Here is a 20,268-nt window from a genome sequence, read left to right on the forward strand (position 1 = left end):
CGGGCGCCCCGGGTACGGAGGTCCTCCGCCACCGGGGCCCGCGGCCGCCGCTTGATGGTGATCGCGCTCGGCGGCGCCCGGGGCGGCTCCGTGACATCACAGCCGCGGCAGCTTCTCCGGGCTGGCGACCAGGAAGACGGTCTGGATCAGGCCGTCCTCGATGACCAGGGAGAACACCGAGACCGGCCGCCCGCCGGCGGTCACCACGGCCGCCGGCGCGCCGTTGACGTCCGTCACCGCCACCTGGAGGTCCGGGGTCAGGCCGGTGTCCAGCGACCCCAGGAACCTGCGCGTGCCCCTGTCCGAGGCGGCGGAGAGCAGGAAACGCGCCACTTTCCGGTCGCCGGTGACGACCCGGAGAGGGGCCCTGACCTTCCCGCCGCCATCGCTGACCAGCGACACGTCGTGGGCGAGCATCGCGGTCAGCGCGTCCAGGTCACCGTCGGCGGCCGCGCCGATGAACCGCTCGGTCAGCCTGCGCCGCTCGGTGCGGTCCACCTCGAAGCGGGGCCTGCGCTCCTGCACGTGCTGCTTGGCCCGCCGGGCGAGCTGCCGGGCCGTCGTATCGGTGCGGCCGATGATCTCGCCGATCTCCGCGTACGGCAGGGCGAACGCCTCCCGCAGCACGAACACCGCGCGCTCCAGGGGGGACAAGGTCTCCAGCACCACCAGCAGCGCCAGCTCGACCGAGGCGGTCAGCTCGGCGTGCTCGGCCACGTCGGGCACGGCGCCGACCAGCTCGGGCAGCCACGGCCCGACGTAGGACTCCCGCTGCGCCCTCACCCGCCGCAGCCGGTCGATGGAGAGCCGGGTCGTCACCCTGATCAAGTAGGCCCGGTCGTCCTCGACCTCGGCCGTGTCCACCCCCGACCAGCGCAGCCAGGCCTCCTGGACGACGTCCTCGGCGTCGGTCACGGTGCCCAGAACGCGGTAGGCGACCGCGGTCAGCAGGTCTCGGTGTTCCTCGAAGCGATCGATGGCCATGAGAGTAAAGACGTATCACGCTATCCCTGGCGTGACACGACCCACGCGATGACGTTTTCCACCTACGATCTACCATTTGATTGCGAAAGTCGGCGGCAGAGGGGTGGTCCGTGACAGAGACAGTCGTCGCCGATCCGAGCGTGGTGCCGCAGGGCAAACAGCTCTGGCTGACCCTGCTGGCGCTCTCCATGGCCGGGATGGTCGTCTCCGTCCAACAGACCGTGGTGATCCCGCTGCTGCCCCGGCTGATGGTCACCCTGGACGTGCCGGTCGCGGAGGTCACCTGGGTCTTCACCGCCTCGCTGCTCGCGGCGGCGGTCGCCACGCCGCTGCTGTCCCGCCTCGGTGACATGTACGGCAAGAAGCGGATGATCCTGTTCACCGTCGGCCTGCTCGTCCTGGGCTCGGTGGTCTGCGCGCTGTCGGGCTCCCTGGCGGTGCTGATCGCCGGGCGTGCCCTGCAGGGCGCGTCGGCGGCGCTGATCCCGCTGGCCATCGGCATGATCAGGGACAGCTTCCCGCGCACCCGGGTGATGACGGCCATCGGCGTGGTCAGCGCCACCATGGGCGTCGGCGGCAACCTCGGCATGATCGTCACGGGCCTCATCGCCGACCGCACGCCCAGTCACCACCCGGTCTTCTGGATCACCGCGGGACTCGCCGCGGCGGCGTTCGTACTCATCGCGCTGAGCGCCCACGACACCGGGAGCAAGGCCGGCGGCCGCCCCGACTTCATCGGCGCGGTGCTGCTGTCCTGCTGGCTGGTCTGCCTGCTGCTGGCGATATCCAAGGGCAACGACTGGGGCTGGGGGTCCGGACGGGTCGTCGGGCTGTTCGCGGCGGCGACGGCGCTCTGCGCGGTGTGGGTGTTCAGCCAGCTCCGGGTCCGGGCGCCGATGGTCCGGCTGCAGCTGCTCGTCGGCGGCCGCTCCCTGCAGGCCAACCTGGCCTCGCTGCTGCTGGGCTTCGCGATGTTCGGCTCGTTCGCCCTGGTCTCCAGCTTCATCCAGACGCCGCCGTCGGCCGGATACGGCTTCGGCGGGTCGGTCCTCGACGTCGGCCTCTACGCCCTGCCCAGCACCGTGACCATGCTGGCCGCCTCCTTCATGGCCGGCCGCCTGTCGGCCCGCCTCGGCCCGGCCCACTCCCTCGCCCTGGGCGCGGCCCTGTGCTCGGCCGGATTCGGCTGGTTCACACTCTTCAACGCCTCGGTGCTCGACCTGCTCGGGGCCAACGCGCTGCAGGGGCTGGGCTTCGGGGTCGCCTACGCGGCGCTCGGCGCGCTGGCCGTACAGCATGTGCCGATGGACCAGAGCGGCATCGCCAGCGGCATCAACTCCCTGGTCCGCTCCATCGGCGGCAGCGTCTCCGGCGCCGCGACCGCCGCCCTCCTGACCTCGATCACCATCGCCGGGACCGCGATCCCGTCCCGCGACGCATACGTCCTGTCGTTCGCGATCATCACCGTGAGCGCCATCGCCTCCGCCGCCGTCGCTCTCGTCTCCGGCACGATGGCGCGCGGGGTGCCCGGAGTCCGCTAAGATTTCATCTGCATCGCAAGGGGCTATGGCGCAGCTGGTAGCGCGCCTCCATGGCATGGAGGAGGTCTGGGGTTCGAATCCCCATAGCTCCACAGCGGGCCGTTCTTGAACGGCCTGAAGCACGTTGATGAGATCCCGTCCGATCACCTCGATCGGGCGGGATCTCGCATTTTCCGTATTGCGCACGCACCGCCCGCGCCGGGAGATCCGCGGCGGTGACCGCTTCACCGCCCATCTCCGCGGCAGGACGACGGAGCCGCCGGGCGGGCCGCGCCGCTCACATCCATTGTCGGCCAGGTGGTCGCACTGGAAGGTCGCTCCGCGTCGAGGACATCACGGGGAGATCGGCCGTCCGCCGCCGGCGCACCCGTGATCAGTCATCCGCCGGCACCCGGCGACTTTCGGGCAGCGCCGCGACGCGGGCGGTCTGTTCTTCCTGGACCCGCAGGACGGTCTGGAGGAAGTCCAGGATGACGGTGAGCTGGTCATGGCCATAACGGGTCAGCGCCTGGGCGCCCGCCTGGCCGACCGGGGCGAAGAGTTCCGCCTCCGCCGCCCGGGCGGTTCCGGTCGAGGTGACCAGGACGACGCGGCGGTTGCCGGGGTCACGGGTGCGTGAGACCAGCCCGGCGCGTTCCAGCCGGTCGATGACGGTGGTGGTGGCCGCCGGGCTGAGCTTCAGCGCGGTGCTGAGCCGCCCGGCGGGCAGTGGGCCGTCACCCAGTACCGCATCAAGACAGCGCAGGTCGGTGCGGTTGAGGCTGAGCCGCGCTGCGGCGGTCTCGTCGAAGGCGTCGAAGCTCTGCTGCAGCTGTCGCAGGAGCATGGCGATCTCCCGGATCAAATCTTTCGACATTCGAATCTTTCTGATATCGTACTTTTCGTTGGTCGAAGCAACCATACCTCGGAGACGCCGCCATGGACACCGCCACCCTCACCACCGACGACATCCAGATCAAGAACCTGTTCCAGGAGTTCATGCAGGCCTGGACCGACAACGACGCCCACGCCTTCGGCGCGCTGTTCACCGACGACTCCGACTACGTCTCCTATGACGGCACCCGCGCTCGCGGGCGCCGGGAGCACCAGCACAACCATGACCTGCTCTTCCGCGGTGTACTGGCCGGCTCGGCCCTGGTCGGGGACCTGGAGTCGATCCGTTACCTCACCGCGGACGTGGCCGTCGTCCACGGCACCGCCTCGGTCCTGATGCCCTGGCGGAGCAAACTGCCCAAGCGGCGCCTGTCCCGGCAGACCATCGTCCTGGTCCGCACCCCCGGCGGCTGGAAGATCAGCGCCATCCACAACGGCCGGGTCCGGCCCGTCGGCGTCCCCGCGCCCGACGCCTTCCCGTCCAAGATGTCCCAACTGATGAGCCGCGCCGCCCGCCGCCTCGGCCTGGGCCGACGCTGACCCCGCCCCCGCGGTGGCGGCTGCTGCCCCGGTCCAGGGCGGTCGTCGGGGTGGTGGCCCCGGTCAGGGGCGCCGTGCCGGTGTTCCCGGTGCCGCAGGCCGAACTGACGGACGCGGTGCCGGCCGGGCCGGGGGCCACGCGGGTCCGTCCGTGAACACCTCACAACGGGCCGTTCTCGGATGGCCTGAGGCATGTCGGCGAGATCCCATCCGATCACCTCGATCGGACGGGATCTCGCCGTTTCCCCGGAGGCCGTGGCCGTCGGCGGGCCCCTCCGAGCGTGTGCGGCGGCGAAGGGGCGCTCCAGGCCGGATCAGCTGTTCGGGAAGAGTTCGTGGAGGAGTGTGTGGCCCGGCATGGCCTGGGCCGGACGCACGCCTACGGCGAACATCTCCGGGTCGTCGAACACCGGTTCCCCGCTGGGGCGGCGTGTGTAGGGGACCCGCCCGTAATCCACGCCGTCGCTTCCGTCGAAGCTCATCCAGGTGATCGTTTCCTGTTCCCCTTCGCGTAGCGGATGGTTGGACACGGCCCGGCTGTAGACGGTGTCAGGTGTGGTGACCCATACCAGAGGGACGGCGAAGACCCATCGCGTTGCCTGGATCTCCTGTGCCCTGGCGGCTGCCCGCGTCTCGAACGAGATGGCGGACCGTGGATCGCGGAGGTAGTCGTAGTCGCTGAGCACGAGCCTCCGCTCTCCTTCGAGAACGACGATCGCGGGGCAGTCGCGGGCGGCGATGTTCTTCTGGAGACGCTCGACCACATCGAAGAGCAGTGCGGCCGTCTCGTCGTTCATCGTGTCCTCCGAAGCTCGCGGCCCCCGGATCCTGTCGTGGTTCAGACCTCTTCGACGCTGCTCGGCTCACGCCGGGACAGGTCGATGCCGAGCTCTTCCGCGGCGCGGAAGACGTCCTCGTCGGTGTCACGCATCTCGATGGACATGCCGTCGCTGGAGAGCACCTCGACGTTCAGGCACAGCGACTGCATTTCCTTGATGAGGACCTTGAACGACTCCGGAATGCCGGGCTCGGGGATGTTCTCGCCCTTGACGATGGCCTCGTAGACCTTCACCCGGCCCAGGACGTCGTCGGACTTGATCGTCAACTGCTCCTGCAGGGCGTAGGCGGCGCCGTAGGCCTCCAGCGCCCACACCTCCATCTCACCGAAACGCTGCCCGCCGAACTGCGCCTTACCACCCAGCGGCTGCTGGGTGATCATGGAGTACGGACCGGTCGACCGCGCGTGGATCTTGTCGTCGACCAGGTGGAGCAGCTTCAGGATGTAGATGTAGCCGACCGAGATCGGGTGCGGGAACGGCTCGCCGGAACGGCCGTCGAACAGCCGGGCCTTGCCGCTGGACTGCACCAGCCGGTCCCCGTCACGGTTGGGGACGGTGCTGTCGAGCAGGCCGACGATCTCTTCCTCGTGGGCGCCGTCGAAGATCGGGGTGGCCATGTTGGTGCGCGGGTCGACCTCGGCGAAGCCCTTGTCGCGCAGCCGCTCGGCCCAGGCCTCCTGGATGCCGGTGATGTCCCAGCCGCGGGCGGCGATCCACCCCAGATGGGTCTCCAGCACCTGGCCGACGTTCATCCGGCCGGGCACGCCCAGCGGGTTGAGGATGATGTCGACCGGCGTGCCGTCCTCCAGGAACGGCATGTCCTCGACCGGGAGGATCTTGGAGATGACACCCTTGTTGCCGTGCCGGCCGGCCAGCTTGTCACCGTCGGTGATCTTACGCTTCTGCGCCACGTAGACGCGGACCAGCTCGTTGACCCCCGGCGGCAGCTCGTCGCCCTCCTCACGGCTGAACACCCGCACCCCGATGACCTTGCCCTGCTCGCCGTGCGGCACCTTCAGGGAGGTGTCACGGACCTCGCGGGCCTTCTCACCGAAGATCGCGCGCAGCAGCCGCTCCTCGGGCGTCAGCTCGGTCTCGCCCTTGGGCGTGACCTTGCCGACCAGGATGTCGCCGGGGACGACCTCGGCGCCGATCCGGATGATGCCGCGCTCGTCGAGGTCGGCCAGCACCTCCTCGGAGACGTTCGGGATGTCCCGGGTGATCTCCTCGGGGCCCAGCTTGGTGTCGCGGGCGTCGACCTCGTGCTCCTCGATGTGGATCGAGGACAGCACGTCGTCCTGGACCAGCCGCTGGGACAGGATGATCGCGTCTTCGTAGTTGTGACCCTCCCACGGCATGAACGCCACCAGCAGGTTCTTGCCCAGCGCCATCTCGCCGTTGTCGGTGCACGGACCGTCGGCGACGACCTGGTTGACCTCGATCCGGTCGCCTTCCTTGACGATCGGCTTCTGGTTGAAGCAGGTGCCCTGGTTGGAGCGCTTGAACTTCGCGACCCGGTAGGTGGTGCGGGTGCCGTCGTCGTTCATCACCGTGACGTAGTCGGCCGAGACCTCCTCGACCACGCCCGCCTTGTCGGCGGTGATGACGTCACCGGCGTCGGTCGCGGCACGGTATTCCATGCCGGTGCCCACCAGCGGCGACTCGCTCTTGAGCAGCGGCACCGACTGGCGCATCATGTTCGCGCCCATGAGCGCCCGGTTGGCGTCGTCGTGCTCCAGGAACGGGATCATCGCGGTGGCCACCGACACCATCTGGCGCGGCGACACGTCCATGTAGTCGATCTCCTCGGCGCGGGCGAGCTCGGTCTCCCCGCCCTTGGTGCGGACCAGGACGCGAGCCTCGGCGAACGTGCCGTCGGGGTTGAGCGCCGTGTTGGCCTGCGCCTTGACGTAGCGGTCCTCCTCGTCCGCGGTGAGGTATTCGATCTGGTCGGTCACCGTCCCGTCGACGACCTTGCGGTAGGGCGTCTCGATGAAGCCGAAGGGGTTGAGCCTGCCGTAGGAGGCCAGCGAGCCGATCAGGCCGATGTTCGGGCCTTCCGGCGTCTCGATCGGGCACATCCGGCCGTAGTGGGACGGGTGCACGTCACGGACCTCGAAGCCGGCCCGCTCACGGGACAGACCACCGGGACCCAATGCGTTCAGCCGCCGCTTGTGCGTCAGGCCGGCCAGCGGGTTGATCTGGTCCATGAACTGCGACAGCTGGGAGGTGCCGAAGAACTCCTTGATGGAGGCGACGACCGGGCGGATGTTGATCAGGGTCTGCGGCGTGATCGCCTCGACGTCCTGGGTGGTCATCCGCTCGCGCACGACGCGCTCCATACGGGCCAGACCCAGGCGGACCTGGTTCTGGATGAGCTCGCCGACGCTGCGCAGGCGGCGGTTGCCGAAGTGGTCGATGTCGTCGGTCTCGATGATCACCGTGTCGATCGGCGCGCCCTCGGCCGCCGGCATCGAGGTCTCACCGGCGTGGAGCTTGACGATGTATTCGATGGTGGCGACGATGTCCTCTTCGGTCAGCGTCCCCTGCGTGATGTCGCTGTCGACACCCAGCTTCTTGTTGATCTTGTAACGGCCGACCTTGGCCAGGTCGTAACGCTTGTGGTTGAAATACAGATTCTCCAGCAGCGTCTGCGCCGACTCCTTGGTCGGCGGCTCGCCGGGCCGCAGCTTGCGGTAGATGTCGAGCAGGGCGTCGTCCTGGCCGGCCGTGTGGTCCTTCTCCAGGGTGGCCCGCATCGACTCGTACTGGCCGAACCGCTCGAGGATCTGCTCGTTGGTCCACCCCAGCGCCTTCAGCAGCACCGTGACGGCCTGCTTGCGCTTGCGGTCGATACGGACGCCGACACTGTCACGCTTGTCGATCTCGAACTCGAGCCAGGCCCCCCGGGACGGGATGACCTTGCAGCCGTAGAGGTCCTTGTCGGAGGTCTTGTCGACGCTGCGGTCGAAGTAGACGCCCGGGGACCGGACCAGCTGGGAGACCACGACACGCTCGGTGCCGTTGATGATGAAAGTGCCCTTGCCGGTCATGAGCGGGAAGTCGCCCATGAACACGGTCTGGCTCTTGATCTCACCAGTGGTGTTATTGATGAACTCCGCCGTGACGAACATCGGGGCGGAGTAGGTCATGTCCTTGTCTTTGCACTCATCGACTGAGTACTTGGGCGGCTCGAATCGGTGATCGCGGAACGACAGGGACATGGTTCCGGAGAAGTCCTCGATGGGACTGATCTCTTCGAAGATCTCTTCGAGACCCGACTGGGCCGGAACGTCCTTGCGCCCGGCCTGGCGAGCCGCCTCGACCCGCCCCTTCCACTTCTCGTTGCCGAGCAACCAGTCGAAGGACTCGGTCTGGAGAGCGAGAAGATCAGGAACTTCGAGCGGCTCCTGGACGCGGGAGAAGGAGACGCGACGGGGGCCGGCGGGTATGGCGGAGGCGTTGCGCGAGGCTGCCACAGATGTCCTTCCGGAGGCACGGATGGAATCGAACTGCGCGCACGCCAAACGCCCCGGGATGATCCGGGGGCGTCAACAGACGGCGCGAGGGAGCATCATAACGCAAATGACAAACAGATTGCCATACATACTATAAGCGTCAACCTCGCTGCCGCTTTCAGCTTGTCACAGCCCGAGTGGCCTCGTCAACTTCTTACGGTCGCGGTGCGCGTCGACGCCATCCGCCGACCGCCTCGTGGGCGTCTTCCCGCCCGTCGAGCAGGACGGAGCCGGGTGGTCTCACCGTCTCCAGGAGCCGGGCCGGCACCTCCGCCGTCGGTGGAAGGCGCGACGCGAGCACCTCGGCGGCCGGCGGGAGACGGCAGGTCAGCCGAGGTCCGCATCGTGCACCAGGATCGCCGCCTGCACCCTGTTGGCCAGGCCCAGCTTGGCGAGCAGCCGGCTGACGTGCGCCTTCACCGTCGCCTCCGTCAGCTTGAGCTCCCGTCCGATCTCCGCGTTCGACAGGCCGCGGGCCAGTGCCCTGACCACGTCCTCCTCCCTGGCGGTCAGTGACGCCAGCCGGTCGCGCGCGGACTCGGCCCGGGAAGGGGCCTTGTCGACGAACGAGCTGATCAGCCGCTTGATCACCGTGGGAGACAGCATGGCCTGGCCCGCCGCGACCGTGCGGACGGCGGCGGCCAGCTCCCGGGGCGGGGTGTCCTTGAGCAGGAACCCGACCGCGCCGAGCCGTAGCGCCTCGTGGACGTATTCGTCCAGGTCGAACGTGGTGAGCATGATCAGCTTGGGCGCGTCGGGCGCGGCCAGGACCCGGGCCCCGGCGATCAGGCCGTCGGTGCCGGGCATGCGGACGTCCATCAGCACGACCTGGGGCCTGAGCCTGGCGGCGGCGGCGACCGCCTCGTCGCCGTCGCGGGCCTCGCCGACGACCGCCATGTCGCCCGCCGCCTCCAGGATCATCCGCAGCCCGGACCTGACCAGCGCCTCGTCGTCGACGATCAGTACGCGGATCATGCGGCCGGGATCCTGGCCAGGACCTGGAAGCCGTCCTCGTCCCCCGGGCCGGCCTCCAGCCGGCCGCCGACCAGCTCGACGCGTTCGCGCAGGCCGACCAGTCCCCAGCCGGAGCCGGGCAGCGCGCCGCGCGTCCCGGCGGAGGATCTGTTGCGCACGGTGACCTCCAGCTCGACGGGCCGGTAGCGGACGGACACCTCGGTCTCGGCGTTGCCCGCGTGCTTGTGCACGTTGGTCAGCGCCTCCTGGACCACGCGGTAGGCGGTGCGCTCCACGACGGGACTGAGCGGACGCGCGGCGCCCTCGTCGTGGCGGTTGACCACGATGCCCAGCACGCGGGACTGGTCGAGCAGCCGGTCGAGGTCGGCCAGCGTGGGCTGCGGGCCGCGTACGGAGTCGGGCGATCGCAGCACGCCGAGCACCTCGCGCAGGTTGCTCAGCGCCTCCCTGCCGGCACCGCTGATCAGCGCCGCGGCTTCGGCCGTGCGCTCGTCGGGAGCGCTGACCTCCAGGGCGCCGGCGTGCAGGACCATCAGCGACACCCGGTGCGCGACCACGTCGTGCATCTCCCTCGCGATGCGCGCTCGCTCCTGGCCGCGTGCCTGCTCGGCGCGGAGCACCTGCTCGCGCTGCAGCTGTCGCGCCTGCTCGCGCACCGCGTCGAGCACCTGCCGCCTGGCGCGGACCCACAGCCCTGTGAGCAGGGGCAGGGCGAGCAGCGCGCCGCCCATGAGGACCGCGTTGGCGAAGGTGCCCACGACCAGCGCCCGATATCCCCCGTCGCGGTAGGAGGCGAGACCGCTGAGTGCGAAGACCACGGTCGCGCCGCCGATGTAGAGCCACAGGTCGCGGCGGCTCAGGCGGGTGCCCGCGTAGTAGGAGGCCGCGACGGCGGCGGGCCACATCACCAGCCACGCGTAGGCGATGGCGCCCACCGCGGCCAGCGGCCACAGCGAGCGCCTGGCGCGGGCCGCGGCCACTCCCGACGCGGCGGCGACGGCCGCGAGCACGGGGGCCGGCAACGCCGACTCCACGCCCATCGAACCGGACGCCGAAGCCACGGACAGGAGGAACACCGCCACGCCGAGCGCCCACGGCGTGATCCGCTCGACGATCTCGAACCTGCCGTATGTCATGGCCAAGAGGCTATAGGGGGAGCTGGGCGGCGCCCCCCTACGAAAGTTGCGGGTGCCGGGTGACTTTCGCCGAGGACGGTACGGCCTGGCCGCACCGCATGGTGAGGGCATGAGGAAAACAGCCGTCGCGAGCCTGCTCGCGCTCTCCGCACTCACCGGCATCGGTACGGTGGCCGCCGCGGCGTCCGCCCCCACGCCCGTGTCCACGTCCGCCTCCGCCCTCAGGCCCGCCCTGCCCGCGCCGACGGGCGGCCACGCCGTCGGAAGATCGGTCATGCACCTGATCGACCCCGGCCGCCCCGACCCGTGGGTGGCCGGCCAGGAGGCGCGCGAGCTGATGGTCTCGGTCTGGTATCCGGCGCGGAAGGCCGTGGGCAGGCCCGCGCCGTACGTCACGCCGCAGGAATCGGAATTGATCATCAGAAGCGTGCCGCAGCTGAAGGACGTGCCGCCGGACACGCTCGCCAGGACGGAGACGTACGCCCGCGTCGACGCGCCCGCGCTGAAGCGGAAGGGCGGTTGGCCGCTGGTGGTCCTGTCGCCCGGCATGACGTTGCCCCGCGCGACGATGACCTCGCTGGCCGAGGAGTTCGCGAGCCGGGGCTACCTGGTGGCGGGCATCGAGCACACCTACGAGTCGATCGCCACCACCTTCCCCGACGGCAGGACCGTCACGTTCGAGGCGGGCAGGGGCGGCCAGACCCCGGAGCTGGGCGCGAAGGTCGCCCGGGTCAGGGCCGCCGACACGGCGTTCGTGCTGGACCGGCTGGAGGGGAGCAGGCGCTGGGGCCGGCTGATCGACGAGAGCAGGATCGCGATGGTGGGGCATTCGGTCGGCGGTCAGAGTGCCGCGCACCTCCTGCCCGGGAGCCGGTGGATCAAGGCCGCGGTCAATCTGGACGGCTCCTACAATCCGAGGACGCCGGCGGAGCCGGTCGAGAAGCCGTTCATGATGATCGGCAACCCGAGGCAGGCGCCGGGCGCCGGCGGGGGCAACGGCTCCTGGGACCTGTTCTGGCCGCACGTGACGGGTGACTGGAAGCGGTGGCTCACCGTGACGGGCGCCGAGCACATGAGCTTCGTCGACTACGCGGTGCTCCAGCCGCAGCTCGGGCTGCCGGAGCACCCGCTCGACGGAGAGCGCGCCGTAGAGATCACCCGCACGTACGTCACCGCCTTCCTCGACCTGCACCTGAAGGGCAGGCGTCAGCCGTTGCTGGACAGGCCGTCGGCCGACCACCCCGAGGTGAGATTCCACTGAACGGCCGTACGGGTCCGGCCGGGCGTGGGTCCGCACGGAGCGAAGGCCGGTGCGGTCAGCCGGCGGCCTGATGGTCGCCACGTGCCCGGGAGTCGCGGCCAGGAGCGCGGCACGCCCCTGCTCGGTGGGGGAGATCACCCCCGGGCAGGGGTGGCCTGACGTTTGCGGCCGCGGAGCGGGGGCAGCCGAGGCGGTGCCCAAGGCGGTGCTAAAGGAGGGTTTCCATGCTGCGGCAGAAGCGGGCAGTCGGCACGGTCGCGGTGATCGCCCATCAGAAGAAGTCGATCGGGGGCGGGCTGGACGAGCTGCGCAGGCTCCTGGCCGACGAGGAGCCCGGCAAGCTGCTCTGGTACGAGGTGCCCAAGAGCAAGAAGGCTCCCAAGCAGGCGCGCAAGGCGCTCAAGGAGGGCGCCGAGCTGGTCCTGGTCTGGGGCGGGGACGGCATGGTGCAGCGCTGCGTGGACGCGCTGGCCGGCTCCGGGGTGACCGTGGGCATCATCCCCGCCGGGACGGCCAACCTCCTCGCGCAGAACCTCGGCATCCCCGAGGATCTCCCCGAGGCCGTGCGGATCGCCTTCTGGGGCCAGAGCCGGGAGCTCGACCTGGGCAAGGTCAACGGTGAGCACTTCGCCGTCATGGCGGGACTCGGCTTCGACGCTGAGATGATCAAGGACGCCGACCGGGGGCTGAAGGACAAGCTGGGCCGGGCGGCGTATGTGTGGACCGGGCTGCGGCACGTCCGGGGCGAGCTGGTCCGGATGGAGGTCAAGCTCGACGGGGTGAAGTGGTTCGAGGGGGAGGCCAGCTGCCTGCTGCTGGGCAACGTCGGGACCATCACCGGGGGCATCGAGGCCTTCGACGACGCGCGCCCCGACGACGGATGGCTGGAGATCGGCGTGTCCACGGCGAAGGGGCCGATCCAGTGGGCCCGCGTGCTCGGCCGGATGAGCGCCGGCCGGTCGGACGAGTCGCCCTTCGTCCGGATGACCCGGGCGCGCAAGATCAGCGTCAAGCTCGGCGCGCCGATGACCTACGAGCTGGACGGCGGGGCCAAGGACTCCGTCACCCGGCTCAAGGCGAAGGTCGTGCCCGGTGGCATCACCGTCCGGGTCCCCGTGCCGGACGGCCCCGACGGCCGGACCTGAGCGTCTCCGGCAGGCCACGGGGCCGTCCTGTGGCCTGCCCGGCGGGATCGGCCTTCTCTGCCTCGGAGACCCGGGGCCGGGTCCGACGACGCCAGAGGTCCTGTTGAGGCGGAGGCCGACGCGTCAAAGCTCTGCGGCGGGGCCGGCGGTGGTGGAGCCCTGGCGGCCGGGGAGGAGCGGACGCCGGTCACGCGGGGCCGGTGTCCGCCCGTCCGTCCTGTGCGGTGGCGACGGTCATCTGGAGTTCGGTGACCCAGCTGTCGCGGTCGTCGTGCGGACATTCGATGCTGACCTCCCGGGCCAGCCCGACGCTGCGGTAGCCGTGCTCCTCGATCCAGTGGGCCAGCGCCTGGAACGTCGGGCCCACCTCGTCCATCGAGCCCCGATGGATGATCGTGGCGGCCGTCTCGATCGCCGGCAGGTCCACGATCGCGAAGTCGTGCTCCCCGGACGCCTCCGCCGTCACCTCCACCCCGGCGTGCACGACCACCCGGCCGTCCGCCTCCGGCTCGTAGCAGGCGATGCCGTACCCGGACCGCGTCACCCCGGCTCGGTCGAGCCGCCGGAACAGCTCGCCGTACAGGGGCTGGATGACGGGGCTGATGTCCTCGCTGTCGTAGCTCGCCGCGACGGCGGTGAGCTCGGCCAGCCGGACCGGGGCGACCCGCTTGAGGACAACCTCTTCGATGCCCATGTGTCCTTCCCTCTCCATCGACCGGAGCCTCGCCTCGACCCGGAGCAGCCGCGCCGTGTCGGCGGCGATCCGCTCCTCCAGCTCCGCGCGGCGCAGCCGTACCATCCCGTGCAGCTCGGCCGTGCTCACCTTCTCGTCGAGGATCGACCGCACCTGCTGCAGGGTGAATCCGAGATCCTTCAGCGCGATGACGCGGTTGAGCCGCGAGAGCTGGTGGGCCTGGTAGGAGCGGTAGCCGCTGGCCGGGTCGACGCGGGCGGGCCGCAGCAGCCCGAGCGCGTCGTAGTGGCGCAGCATGCGCACCGACACGCGGCCGAGCTGGGCGAAGTCTCCGATGCTGAACATGATGCTTCCAGGTGTAGGGGCTCACACGGTGTCAGGGTCAATCCCGTCCTCCGGCTCCTCCGGCTCCTCCGGCGCGGCCCGGGAGGCCCGCCGTGCCGCCGTTGACTGCTACTGACGGGTAAGCATAGGTTCCCAGATACCGACTGGTCGGTTTAAGGAGCTTCTATGCGGGTGCGGGACAAGGTCGTCGTGGTGACCGGGGCCGCGAGCGGGATCGGGCGGGCGATGGCCCTGCGCTTCGCCGCCGAAGGGGCGGCCGGGGTGCTGGTGGCCGACCTCGACGGGGCGGGCGCGAGCGAGGTGGCCCACCGGATCGGCGAGCGGGCGGTGGCCGTGCGGGCCGACGTCTCCGTCGAGGACGACGTCCGCGGCCTGGTCACCGCGGCGGAGGGCACCTTCGGGCCGGTCGACCTGTTCTGCTCCAACGCCGGGATCATCACCGGCCACGGGCTGGAGGCCACCGACCCGGAGTGGACCCGGACCATCGCGGTCAACGTCCTGGCCCACGTCTACGCGGCGCGGGCGGTCGTGCCCGGCATGGTCGAGCGCGGCGGGGGCTACCTGCTCAACACCTGCTCGGCGGCCGGGCTGGTCAGCTGCCCCGGCGACGCCCCCTACGCGGTGACCAAGTCGGCCGCCATCTCCTTCGCCGAATGGGTGGCCATCCACTACGCGACCAAGGGCGTCAAGGTCAGCGTGCTCTGCCCGCAGGGCGTGCGGACCGGCATGTTCGAGCAGGGGATCGCCGAACAGCACCTCACGGCCAGGGCGGTGGGTGCCTCCGGCGCCATCCTCGACCCGGACACCGTGGCCGATGAGGTGATAGAGGGGCTCGCGGCCGAACGCTTCCACATCTTTCCCCACCCCGAGGTCGCCGAGTTCGTCCGGCGCAAGGCCGACGACCCCGACCGCTGGCTGGCGGGGATGGCCCGTTTCGTCGATTCCCTGGAGGCATGATGACCGACATCCGGCTGGCCCGGCAGTCCTGGCGCCGTCTGGAACCCGTCCACGGGATGATCTATTTCGTGCCTGAGGCCACCGAGCGCTACGCCGCCCTCGGCCTGGAGCCCCACGCTGGTTACTTCGCCTCCCGCGGGGCGGCCTTCGGGGCGGCCTCACCCGAGCTGGTCATCGCGACCTTCTACAACTTCTGCCCTGCCCTGGTACGGCAGGCGCTCCCGGCCGCCTGGGACGTCACGACCCCCGAGAAGGTGATCGAGGCCCGCCTCGACGCCGCGGACGCCGCCCTGCGCCGGGTGGCCATCCACGAGATCCCGGTCCTGGCCGAGACGGCGGCGCTGGCCAGGCGGGCGGCGGAGCAGGTCGGCGAGCACGTGCAGGGCCGCCCGCTGGCGGCCGCGCACGCCGCGCTGCCGTGGCCGGACGGCCCGCTGCTGGAGCTCTGGCACGCCCAGACCCTGCTGCGCGAGTTCCGCGGCGACGGTCATGTCGCGGCCCTGCTGACCGAGGGGGTCGGTGGGCTGGAGGCGCTGATCCTGCACGGCGCGACCGGGCAGATGCCCACGATCTTCCTGAAGGTCAGCCGGGGCTGGCCGGAGGAGCAGTGGGCGGCGGCCGAGGAGGGGCTGCGCGAGCGCGGCCTGCTGGAGGGTGACGGGCTCACCGAGGAGGGCCGGGCGCTGCGTCAGCGGATCGAGGACCGCACCGACGAGCTGGCCCTGCCCGCCTACGCCGCGCTCTCGGAGGAGGAGCTCGCCCGGCTCGCCGAGCTGGCCCGGATCTTCGGCCGGGCCGTGGTGGACGCGGGCCTGCTCACCTTCTCGGCCTGAGGCCGGCCCTGGCCTGAGACCGGACCCGGTCCGGGGCCGGCTCGGGTCTGAGGCCGGACCCGGACGGGGCTGTCCTCGCCTGAGACCGGCCCCGTCCGGGGGCGGCCCCCGCCTGAGGCCGGCCCGGCCCGCCGGGCGGCTCAGGTGAGGGCGGCGGAGACTCCCGCGCCGATCAGGGCGACGGCCCACACGGAGTCGAGGTTGAACCACGCCTTGCGGAGCACCGCGACCCCCAGCCGCTCGTAGACGACCAGCGCCAGTGCGGTGGTCGCCGCGAGCATGGAGAGCGTGTGGATCGCGGTCGTCAGCAGGCTCTGCGAGACCAGCGCGGCGGTACCGTGCCCGGCGCGCAGGGTGATCGGGAGCACCATCAGGCCGGCGCCGTGGGCGGTGGCCATCAGGAACGACCACCCGGCCAGCTGCAGGCGGGAGACCTTCATCCCGACCCAGCGGGGATGGCGCCGGCGCACCAGCCGCCAGACCCCGAACCCGCAGACCAGGGCCGCCACGCCGTACGAGACGAGCTTGGGCGGGGCGGCCAGGCGGGCCGCCGACACCAGCGCGAGCGTGATCAGCACCGACCCCGCGTGGCCGAGCACGATCGGCGGCAGCGCGCGCAGCACCGCCGCGCGCGAGCGTTCCTGCAGGCCCAGGGCGACCGCGAAGAGCCAGCCCATGGCCGGGTTCAGGCCGTGGAAGGCGCCGAGCCCGGCCAGGACCAGCGCCGACGTCAGGTCCATCGGGTGCGCCCCGACAGGGCCGTGGCCGGGGCGGCGGTCACGGGAAGCAGTAGGAGTCGGATGAGGAGTCGCCTCCCTGCAGGCGGATCTGGTGGGCGCGGCGGCCGTCGGAGGCGAAGTCGACGAAGAAGGCGGGATCGAGGGTGAGCGAGCCGTCGTCGGCGACGTCCACCTTGGCCATCCAGCTGGAGACGCCGTCGGGGTAGAAGACGTCGTCCCAGGAGCGGTAGAGGGAGTTGGTGAAGTAAACCCGCCGCCTGTCCCTGCTGGCCTCGACCATCTGCGGGCCGCCGTTCAGTGCCCGCCCGGGGGAGGCCGGGTGGGGGTCGCGCCGGGCGATGCCGCCGATCCGGACCGAGCCGGTCTCGCGGGGATCGAACGGGTCGGAGACGTCATAGGCCTTGAGCTCGCCGGTGCCCCAGCACGAGACCAGCAGGATGCGGTCGTCAAGGGTCAGCGAGATGTCGGTGACCAGCGGCGGCACCGCGCCGAACTGCTTGAGCGGCTCCGGCAGCAGGTCGGCCGGGGCCGGCTCGGCGGGGATGGTGATGATCTTCTGGGCTTTCCAGACCCCGCCGTCCAGATGCCAGGTGAAGATGTTCGCCGACAGGTCCTCGACGCTGATCACAGTGTTGACGAAGCCGTAGGTCTTGGTCGGGTCGTGGGCGGGACGCAGCTCCAGGGCCATCTGGTGCTGGTCGCCCAGGTCGATCTCCTGCAGGTGCCTGCGCTTGGTCAGGTCCCAGATGTGCAGCCGGTGGCCGTACTCCCGGCCGACGAGCAGCTCCAGCGAGGGGCCCGGCTCGATCTGGTTCGGCGTGCCCCACTCACTGGTGATCATCGTGTCGTGGCCGAGGTGCCACCAGAAGTCGTAGTGCAGCGCCTGCGACCCCCGGTCCACCTCCCAGCGGCCCTTGGGCTCGAAGGTGTCGTGGTCGAGCGTGAACACCCCGCCCGGCGCGTCGCCGTCCACGTTGCCGAGCGCGCTGACGTAGACCGCGTCGGTGCCGCAGTGGACGGTGTGCGGACGGCTGTAACCGGTCTTTTCGAAGATCGTCTCCGGCTCGATCGTCTTGACGAGCTTGGGGTGCCGGGGATCGTCCTTGACGTCGAAGATGTAGATCCGGCTGGAGCGCAGGCCCGGCAGGACCAGATAGCGCCGCTCGACGTGCGGGTGCGGGGCGTACGGGCACAGGGCCGAGCTGCACACGTTCCATCCGAAGTGGTGGAGCTCGTCGCCCGGCACGGACATGTCGTGCACGCTGGCGACCGACCCGTCGGACAGGTCGATCGTGGCGAGCCCGTCGGGGCGCCCCTCGCCGGTGGCATCGAGCAGGGCGACGTAGGCGAGCTCCTCCCGCGGGGCGGCCATGGCCTCGCGGGCGGACGGGTAGAAGGTGGGATCGGGCTGGATGAGCGCCATGGGGACTCCTCTGCCGAGATCAATATCCCACTAATGTTGTAGGAAAACTCTCCGCTGTCTAGGGGTCATTTTACGTAATCGTCCCGGAGGGCTTGAGTCGCCCCCCCCGGTCCGCCCCCGGCGGCCCCGGACGGCCGGTGACGGCGGCGCGGAAGCTCGTGCCGTGCCTGCGCGGGACCGGGCCGACGGGCGGAGATTCGACCTGAACTTAATCAGTGGACGACCGTTTCTCCGCCCAGCAGCATCTGGAGCAGGCGCCCGGGATGCGGAGTGCCGAGAAGCGGAACAACACGAAGGCGGTCATGCACATGTCTGTTGACAGCTCCCCCTCCACCGATACCGCGACCGATGCCGCGGCCGGGAGGAAGGCCAGGCTGTTCCGCGCCCTGAGCGCCGAGTCCGTGCTGGTGCTGCCCAACGCCTGGGACGCCGCCAGCGCGACTGTGATCGCCGCGGCCGGCGCCACGGCGATCGCCACGACCAGCGGCGGCGTGTCGTGGTCGCTGGGCCACGGGGACGGGCAGCGGCTCAGCCGGGGCGAGATGGTGGAGGCCGCGCGGCGCATCGTGGACTCCGTCGACCTGCCGGTGACGGTCGATGCGGAGGGAGGATACGGACCGGCCCCGGCCGATGTCGCCGCGACGGTGCGGGCGGTGGTCGGGGCCGGGGCGGTGGGCGTCAATCTGGAGGACTCCACGGCCGTCGGCGGTCCGCTGTTCGACGTCGCCGAGCAGGGCGCCAGGCTGCGCGCCGCCAGGGACGCCGCGGCCGCGGCGGGCCTGCCGGAACTGTTCGTCAACGCGCGCACCGACGTCTTCCTGTTCGCGATCGGCGCCTCCGACGGCCGGCTGGGCGAGGTGCTGGCGCGCACGGAGGCGTACGCCGAGGCGGGAGCCGACGGCATCTTCGTCCCCGGCCTGCTCGATCTGGACGTGCTGAGAACTCTCTGTGCCGAGTCGCCGCTGCCGGTCAACGCGATGGCCGTCGCCGGCGGGCCGAGTGTCGCCGAGCTCGCGCAGGCCGGGGTGCGCAGGATCAGCGTGGGCACCGGGCTGGCCCAGGCCGCCTACACCGCCGCCCGCAGGGCCGCCGCGGAACTGCTCGGCACGGGAGGTCTCACGGCACTGGACGGCTCGCTGGACTTCAGCGAGCTCGACGTCCTGTTCCGTCGTTGATCGGGGCCGGGAGGACGGCCCGCGCAGGGGGGACCGAGGGGCCGGCGCCCCGGCCGGCGGTTCTCCCGCCGCGCTGCGGCCGTGCGAGCCGGCCGGCGGGCGTGATACGACGGTGCGATGAACGACGAACTCCACGCCAGGGCCGTTGACACCTTCATCGAGGCCGCCAACGCCTCCGATCCCGAGCGGCGTGCCGCCCTGCTGGGCCGTGCCCTCACCGACGACATCGTCTTCTGGGGGCCTCTGGGGCGTGGCGTGGGGCGCGAGGCCGTCGAGGACTTCATCAGCGAGGTGGTCCAGCGCCATCCGTCCGGGGCCTGCCGTATGGTCCGGACCACCCGGGTGGACGCGCCGGATGAGTGGGCCCGCTACGGCTGGCGCTACGAGAGCGCCACCGGCGAGGCCCTGCTCTCCGGCATGGACACCATCCATGTCACGCCGGAGGGCGGTATCGACGAGATCGTCGTCTTCGCGGGCCCGCTCACATAAAGGGCCGGGAGAAGCCGGTAAGGGGCAGGGGGAGCCGGTAAGGGGCCGGACCGCTCCGCCGCGACGCGGCTTACGCCCCCGGACGCCGAGGGGCGTCCCGGGATCGAGCTCCGGCATCGGGCGCGGCCGGCGGGCAAGGGCGCGCGAGGCGCCCTTGCCCGTCCGGGGCGCAACCCTCGCGGAGACCCTTCCGGTTCATCCGGCCTTGCCTGTCGGCCATCCATTGGATAGTTTTGCTATCCAGCATCTAGATAGTCGTGCTATCCAAGGGTGGGAAGCCATGTTCGACCTCGTCATCTTTCTCGTCGTAGCCCTGCTGGGCTTCCGCCTGCTGGGGATGCTCGGCGTCGGCCGGTTCGGCACCTGGCCGGCCGGCGCGGCACACGCGATGGCGGCCATGCTCGTCGTCACCGCCAGCGCGCATTTCGTCCCCGAGAGCGTCACGGTCATGCCCAACCACGCCGACCTGGTGCGCATGGTGCCGCCGTCCGTGCCGTATCCCGATGTCATGGTCTACGTGACCGGCGTGCTGGAGCTGCTCGGCGCCGCGGGGCTCGTCCTGGCCGCGACCCGACGGGCCGCCGGGATCTGCCTCGCGCTCCTGTTCGTGCTGCTGCTCCCGGCCAACATCTACGCCGCGGTGTCCGACGTGCCGTTCGGCGGTGACGAGGCGACGCCCCTGTGGGTGCGGATCCCGGAGCAGCTGCTGTACATCGCCGTCGTGCTCTGGGTGGCCAGGTCGGCTCCCCGCGGATCCGTCCGCGCCCTGCGCCACGAGCTCGTCGGCTGAGACGGGAACG

The 20,268-nt window shown here is 70.8% G+C and carries 18 protein-coding genes and 1 tRNA gene; 10 read left to right on the forward strand and 9 right to left on the reverse strand.

Going from position 1 to position 20,268, the window contains the following annotated elements; translation table 11 throughout:
- Positions 1–96: 96 nt before the first annotated feature.
- Complete coding sequence (gene sigJ, locus J2S55_RS27190; RefSeq protein WP_306866502.1) at positions 97–984, reverse strand: RNA polymerase sigma factor SigJ; 888 nt, start codon at positions 982–984, stop codon at positions 97–99.
- A gap of 110 nt (positions 985–1,094) precedes the next feature.
- Here sigJ and J2S55_RS27195 point away from each other — a divergent pair, with 110 nt between their 5' ends.
- Together J2S55_RS27195 and J2S55_RS27200 are read left to right on the forward strand one after the other, a co-directional pair.
- A complete protein-coding gene (locus J2S55_RS27195) occupies positions 1,095–2,525 on the forward strand; it encodes an MFS transporter (protein WP_306866505.1) in 1,431 nt (476 codons plus the stop codon).
- A gap of 19 nt (positions 2,526–2,544) precedes the next feature.
- Positions 2,545–2,617 (forward strand) — tRNA-Ala (locus J2S55_RS27200).
- Between the two features lie 281 nt (positions 2,618–2,898).
- Here J2S55_RS27200 and J2S55_RS27205 read toward each other — a convergent pair.
- Entirely contained in the window at positions 2,899–3,381 is a 483-nt protein-coding gene (locus J2S55_RS27205) for a MarR family winged helix-turn-helix transcriptional regulator (protein ID WP_306866507.1), read from the reverse strand.
- Positions 3,382–3,443: 62 nt separating this feature from the next.
- On the opposite strand from J2S55_RS27205, the gene J2S55_RS27210 reads away from it, so the two are divergent.
- Positions 3,444–3,938 (forward strand): SgcJ/EcaC family oxidoreductase, encoded by a 495-nt coding sequence (locus J2S55_RS27210; protein WP_306866511.1) that lies wholly within the window; start codon positions 3,444–3,446, stop codon positions 3,936–3,938.
- Between the two features lie 314 nt (positions 3,939–4,252).
- Here J2S55_RS27210 and J2S55_RS27215 read toward each other — a convergent pair whose 3' ends face one another.
- The 4 genes from J2S55_RS27215 to J2S55_RS27230 form a co-directional block, all read right to left on the reverse strand.
- Positions 4,253–4,735, reverse strand: coding sequence for a hypothetical protein (locus tag J2S55_RS27215; protein ID WP_306866513.1), 483 nt, complete (start codon positions 4,733–4,735; stop codon positions 4,253–4,255).
- A 41-nt stretch (positions 4,736–4,776) separates the two neighbouring features.
- Positions 4,777–8,256: a DNA-directed RNA polymerase subunit beta gene (rpoB, locus tag J2S55_RS27220; RefSeq protein ID WP_306866516.1), complete on the reverse strand. Its 3,480-nt coding sequence runs from the start codon at positions 8,254–8,256 to the stop codon at positions 4,777–4,779.
- 366 nt (positions 8,257–8,622) lie between these two features.
- Positions 8,623–9,270 (reverse strand): response regulator, encoded by a 648-nt coding sequence (locus tag J2S55_RS27225; protein WP_306866519.1) that lies wholly within the window; start codon positions 9,268–9,270, stop codon positions 8,623–8,625.
- Entirely contained in the window at positions 9,267–10,406 is a 1,140-nt protein-coding gene (locus J2S55_RS27230; RefSeq protein ID WP_306866522.1) for a sensor histidine kinase, read from the reverse strand. The genes J2S55_RS27225 and J2S55_RS27230 overlap by 4 nt, the downstream gene beginning before the upstream one ends.
- Positions 10,407–10,515: 109 nt before the next feature.
- On the opposite strand from J2S55_RS27230, the gene J2S55_RS27235 reads away from it, so the two are divergent.
- A complete protein-coding gene (locus J2S55_RS27235; RefSeq protein ID WP_306866525.1) occupies positions 10,516–11,667 on the forward strand; it encodes an alpha/beta hydrolase family protein in 1,152 nt (383 codons plus the stop codon).
- 224 nt (positions 11,668–11,891) lie between these two features.
- Entirely contained in the window at positions 11,892–12,812 is a 921-nt protein-coding gene (locus J2S55_RS27240) for a diacylglycerol/lipid kinase family protein (protein WP_306866527.1), read from the forward strand.
- Positions 12,813–12,999: 187 nt separating this feature from the next.
- Here J2S55_RS27240 and J2S55_RS27245 read toward each other — a convergent pair whose 3' ends face one another.
- The gene (locus tag J2S55_RS27245; RefSeq protein ID WP_306866529.1) at positions 13,000–13,851 is read right to left on the reverse strand and encodes a MerR family transcriptional regulator; all 852 of its coding nucleotides are present in this window, start codon (positions 13,849–13,851) and stop codon (positions 13,000–13,002) included.
- A 165-nt stretch (positions 13,852–14,016) separates the two neighbouring features.
- Here J2S55_RS27245 and J2S55_RS27250 point away from each other — a divergent pair, with 165 nt between their 5' ends.
- Both J2S55_RS27250 and J2S55_RS27255 read left to right on the forward strand, forming a co-directional pair.
- Positions 14,017–14,808 carry an SDR family oxidoreductase gene (locus J2S55_RS27250; RefSeq protein ID WP_306866532.1) on the forward strand — a complete coding sequence of 264 codons (792 nt, stop codon included), beginning with the start codon at positions 14,017–14,019 and terminating at the stop codon, positions 14,806–14,808.
- On the forward strand, positions 14,808–15,641 hold the full coding sequence (locus J2S55_RS27255) for an SCO6745 family protein (protein ID WP_442480499.1): 834 nt from the start codon (positions 14,808–14,810) through the stop codon (positions 15,639–15,641). The genes J2S55_RS27250 and J2S55_RS27255 overlap by 1 nt, the downstream gene beginning before the upstream one ends.
- A gap of 140 nt (positions 15,642–15,781) precedes the next feature.
- Here J2S55_RS27255 and J2S55_RS27260 read toward each other — a convergent pair whose 3' ends face one another.
- Together J2S55_RS27260 and J2S55_RS27265 are read right to left on the reverse strand one after the other, a co-directional pair.
- Positions 15,782–16,381, reverse strand: a complete 600-nt coding sequence (locus tag J2S55_RS27260; RefSeq protein WP_306866539.1) for a hypothetical protein — start codon at positions 16,379–16,381, stop codon at positions 15,782–15,784.
- A 37-nt stretch (positions 16,382–16,418) separates the two neighbouring features.
- Positions 16,419–17,804 (reverse strand): selenium-binding protein SBP56-related protein, encoded by a 1,386-nt coding sequence (locus J2S55_RS27265; RefSeq protein ID WP_306866544.1) that lies wholly within the window; start codon positions 17,802–17,804, stop codon positions 16,419–16,421.
- Positions 17,805–18,019: 215 nt separating this feature from the next.
- Here J2S55_RS27265 and J2S55_RS27270 point away from each other — a divergent pair, with 215 nt between their 5' ends.
- From J2S55_RS27270 to J2S55_RS27280, 3 genes are all read left to right on the forward strand, one after another.
- Positions 18,020–18,979: an isocitrate lyase/PEP mutase family protein gene (locus tag J2S55_RS27270; RefSeq protein WP_306866546.1), complete on the forward strand. Its 960-nt coding sequence runs from the start codon at positions 18,020–18,022 to the stop codon at positions 18,977–18,979.
- Between the two features lie 117 nt (positions 18,980–19,096).
- On the forward strand, positions 19,097–19,468 hold the full coding sequence (locus J2S55_RS27275; protein ID WP_306866548.1) for a nuclear transport factor 2 family protein: 372 nt from the start codon (positions 19,097–19,099) through the stop codon (positions 19,466–19,468).
- Positions 19,469–19,748: 280 nt separating this feature from the next.
- Positions 19,749–20,258: a DoxX family protein gene (locus J2S55_RS27280; RefSeq protein ID WP_306866551.1), complete on the forward strand. Its 510-nt coding sequence runs from the start codon at positions 19,749–19,751 to the stop codon at positions 20,256–20,258.
- The last annotated feature ends 10 nt before the right edge of the window (positions 20,259–20,268 follow it).

The sequence above is a fragment of the Streptosporangium brasiliense genome (assembly GCF_030811595.1).
In the GTDB taxonomy this organism is placed as follows: domain Bacteria; phylum Actinomycetota; class Actinomycetes; order Streptosporangiales; family Streptosporangiaceae; genus Streptosporangium; species Streptosporangium brasiliense.

Excerpts from the sequence above, each read along its gene's own strand:
- sigJ (WP_306866502.1), bottom strand. The coding sequence starts at position 984 with ATGGCCATCGATCGCTTCGAGGAACACCGAGACCTGCTGACCGCGGTC.
- J2S55_RS27205 (WP_306866507.1), bottom strand. The coding sequence starts at position 3,381 with ATGTCGAAAGATTTGATCCGGGAGATCGCCATGCTCCTGCGACAGCTG.
- J2S55_RS27210 (WP_306866511.1), top strand. The coding sequence starts at position 3,444 with ATGGACACCGCCACCCTCACCACCGACGACATCCAGATCAAGAACCTG.
- J2S55_RS27215 (WP_306866513.1), bottom strand. The coding sequence starts at position 4,735 with ATGAACGACGAGACGGCCGCACTGCTCTTCGATGTGGTCGAGCGTCTC.
- J2S55_RS27225 (WP_306866519.1), bottom strand. The coding sequence starts at position 9,270 with ATGATCCGCGTACTGATCGTCGACGACGAGGCGCTGGTCAGGTCCGGG.
- J2S55_RS27230 (WP_306866522.1), bottom strand. The coding sequence starts at position 10,406 with ATGACATACGGCAGGTTCGAGATCGTCGAGCGGATCACGCCGTGGGCG.
- J2S55_RS27235 (WP_306866525.1), top strand. The coding sequence starts at position 10,516 with ATGAGGAAAACAGCCGTCGCGAGCCTGCTCGCGCTCTCCGCACTCACC.
- J2S55_RS27240 (WP_306866527.1), top strand. The coding sequence starts at position 11,892 with ATGCTGCGGCAGAAGCGGGCAGTCGGCACGGTCGCGGTGATCGCCCAT.
- J2S55_RS27245 (WP_306866529.1), bottom strand. The coding sequence starts at position 13,851 with ATGTTCAGCATCGGAGACTTCGCCCAGCTCGGCCGCGTGTCGGTGCGC.
- J2S55_RS27250 (WP_306866532.1), top strand. The coding sequence starts at position 14,017 with ATGCGGGTGCGGGACAAGGTCGTCGTGGTGACCGGGGCCGCGAGCGGG.
- J2S55_RS27255 (WP_442480499.1), top strand. The coding sequence starts at position 14,808 with ATGACCGACATCCGGCTGGCCCGGCAGTCCTGGCGCCGTCTGGAACCC.
- J2S55_RS27260 (WP_306866539.1), bottom strand. The coding sequence starts at position 16,381 with ATGGACCTGACGTCGGCGCTGGTCCTGGCCGGGCTCGGCGCCTTCCAC.
- J2S55_RS27265 (WP_306866544.1), bottom strand. The coding sequence starts at position 17,804 with ATGGCGCTCATCCAGCCCGATCCCACCTTCTACCCGTCCGCCCGCGAG.
- J2S55_RS27275 (WP_306866548.1), top strand. The coding sequence starts at position 19,097 with ATGAACGACGAACTCCACGCCAGGGCCGTTGACACCTTCATCGAGGCC.
- J2S55_RS27280 (WP_306866551.1), top strand. The coding sequence starts at position 19,749 with ATGTTCGACCTCGTCATCTTTCTCGTCGTAGCCCTGCTGGGCTTCCGC.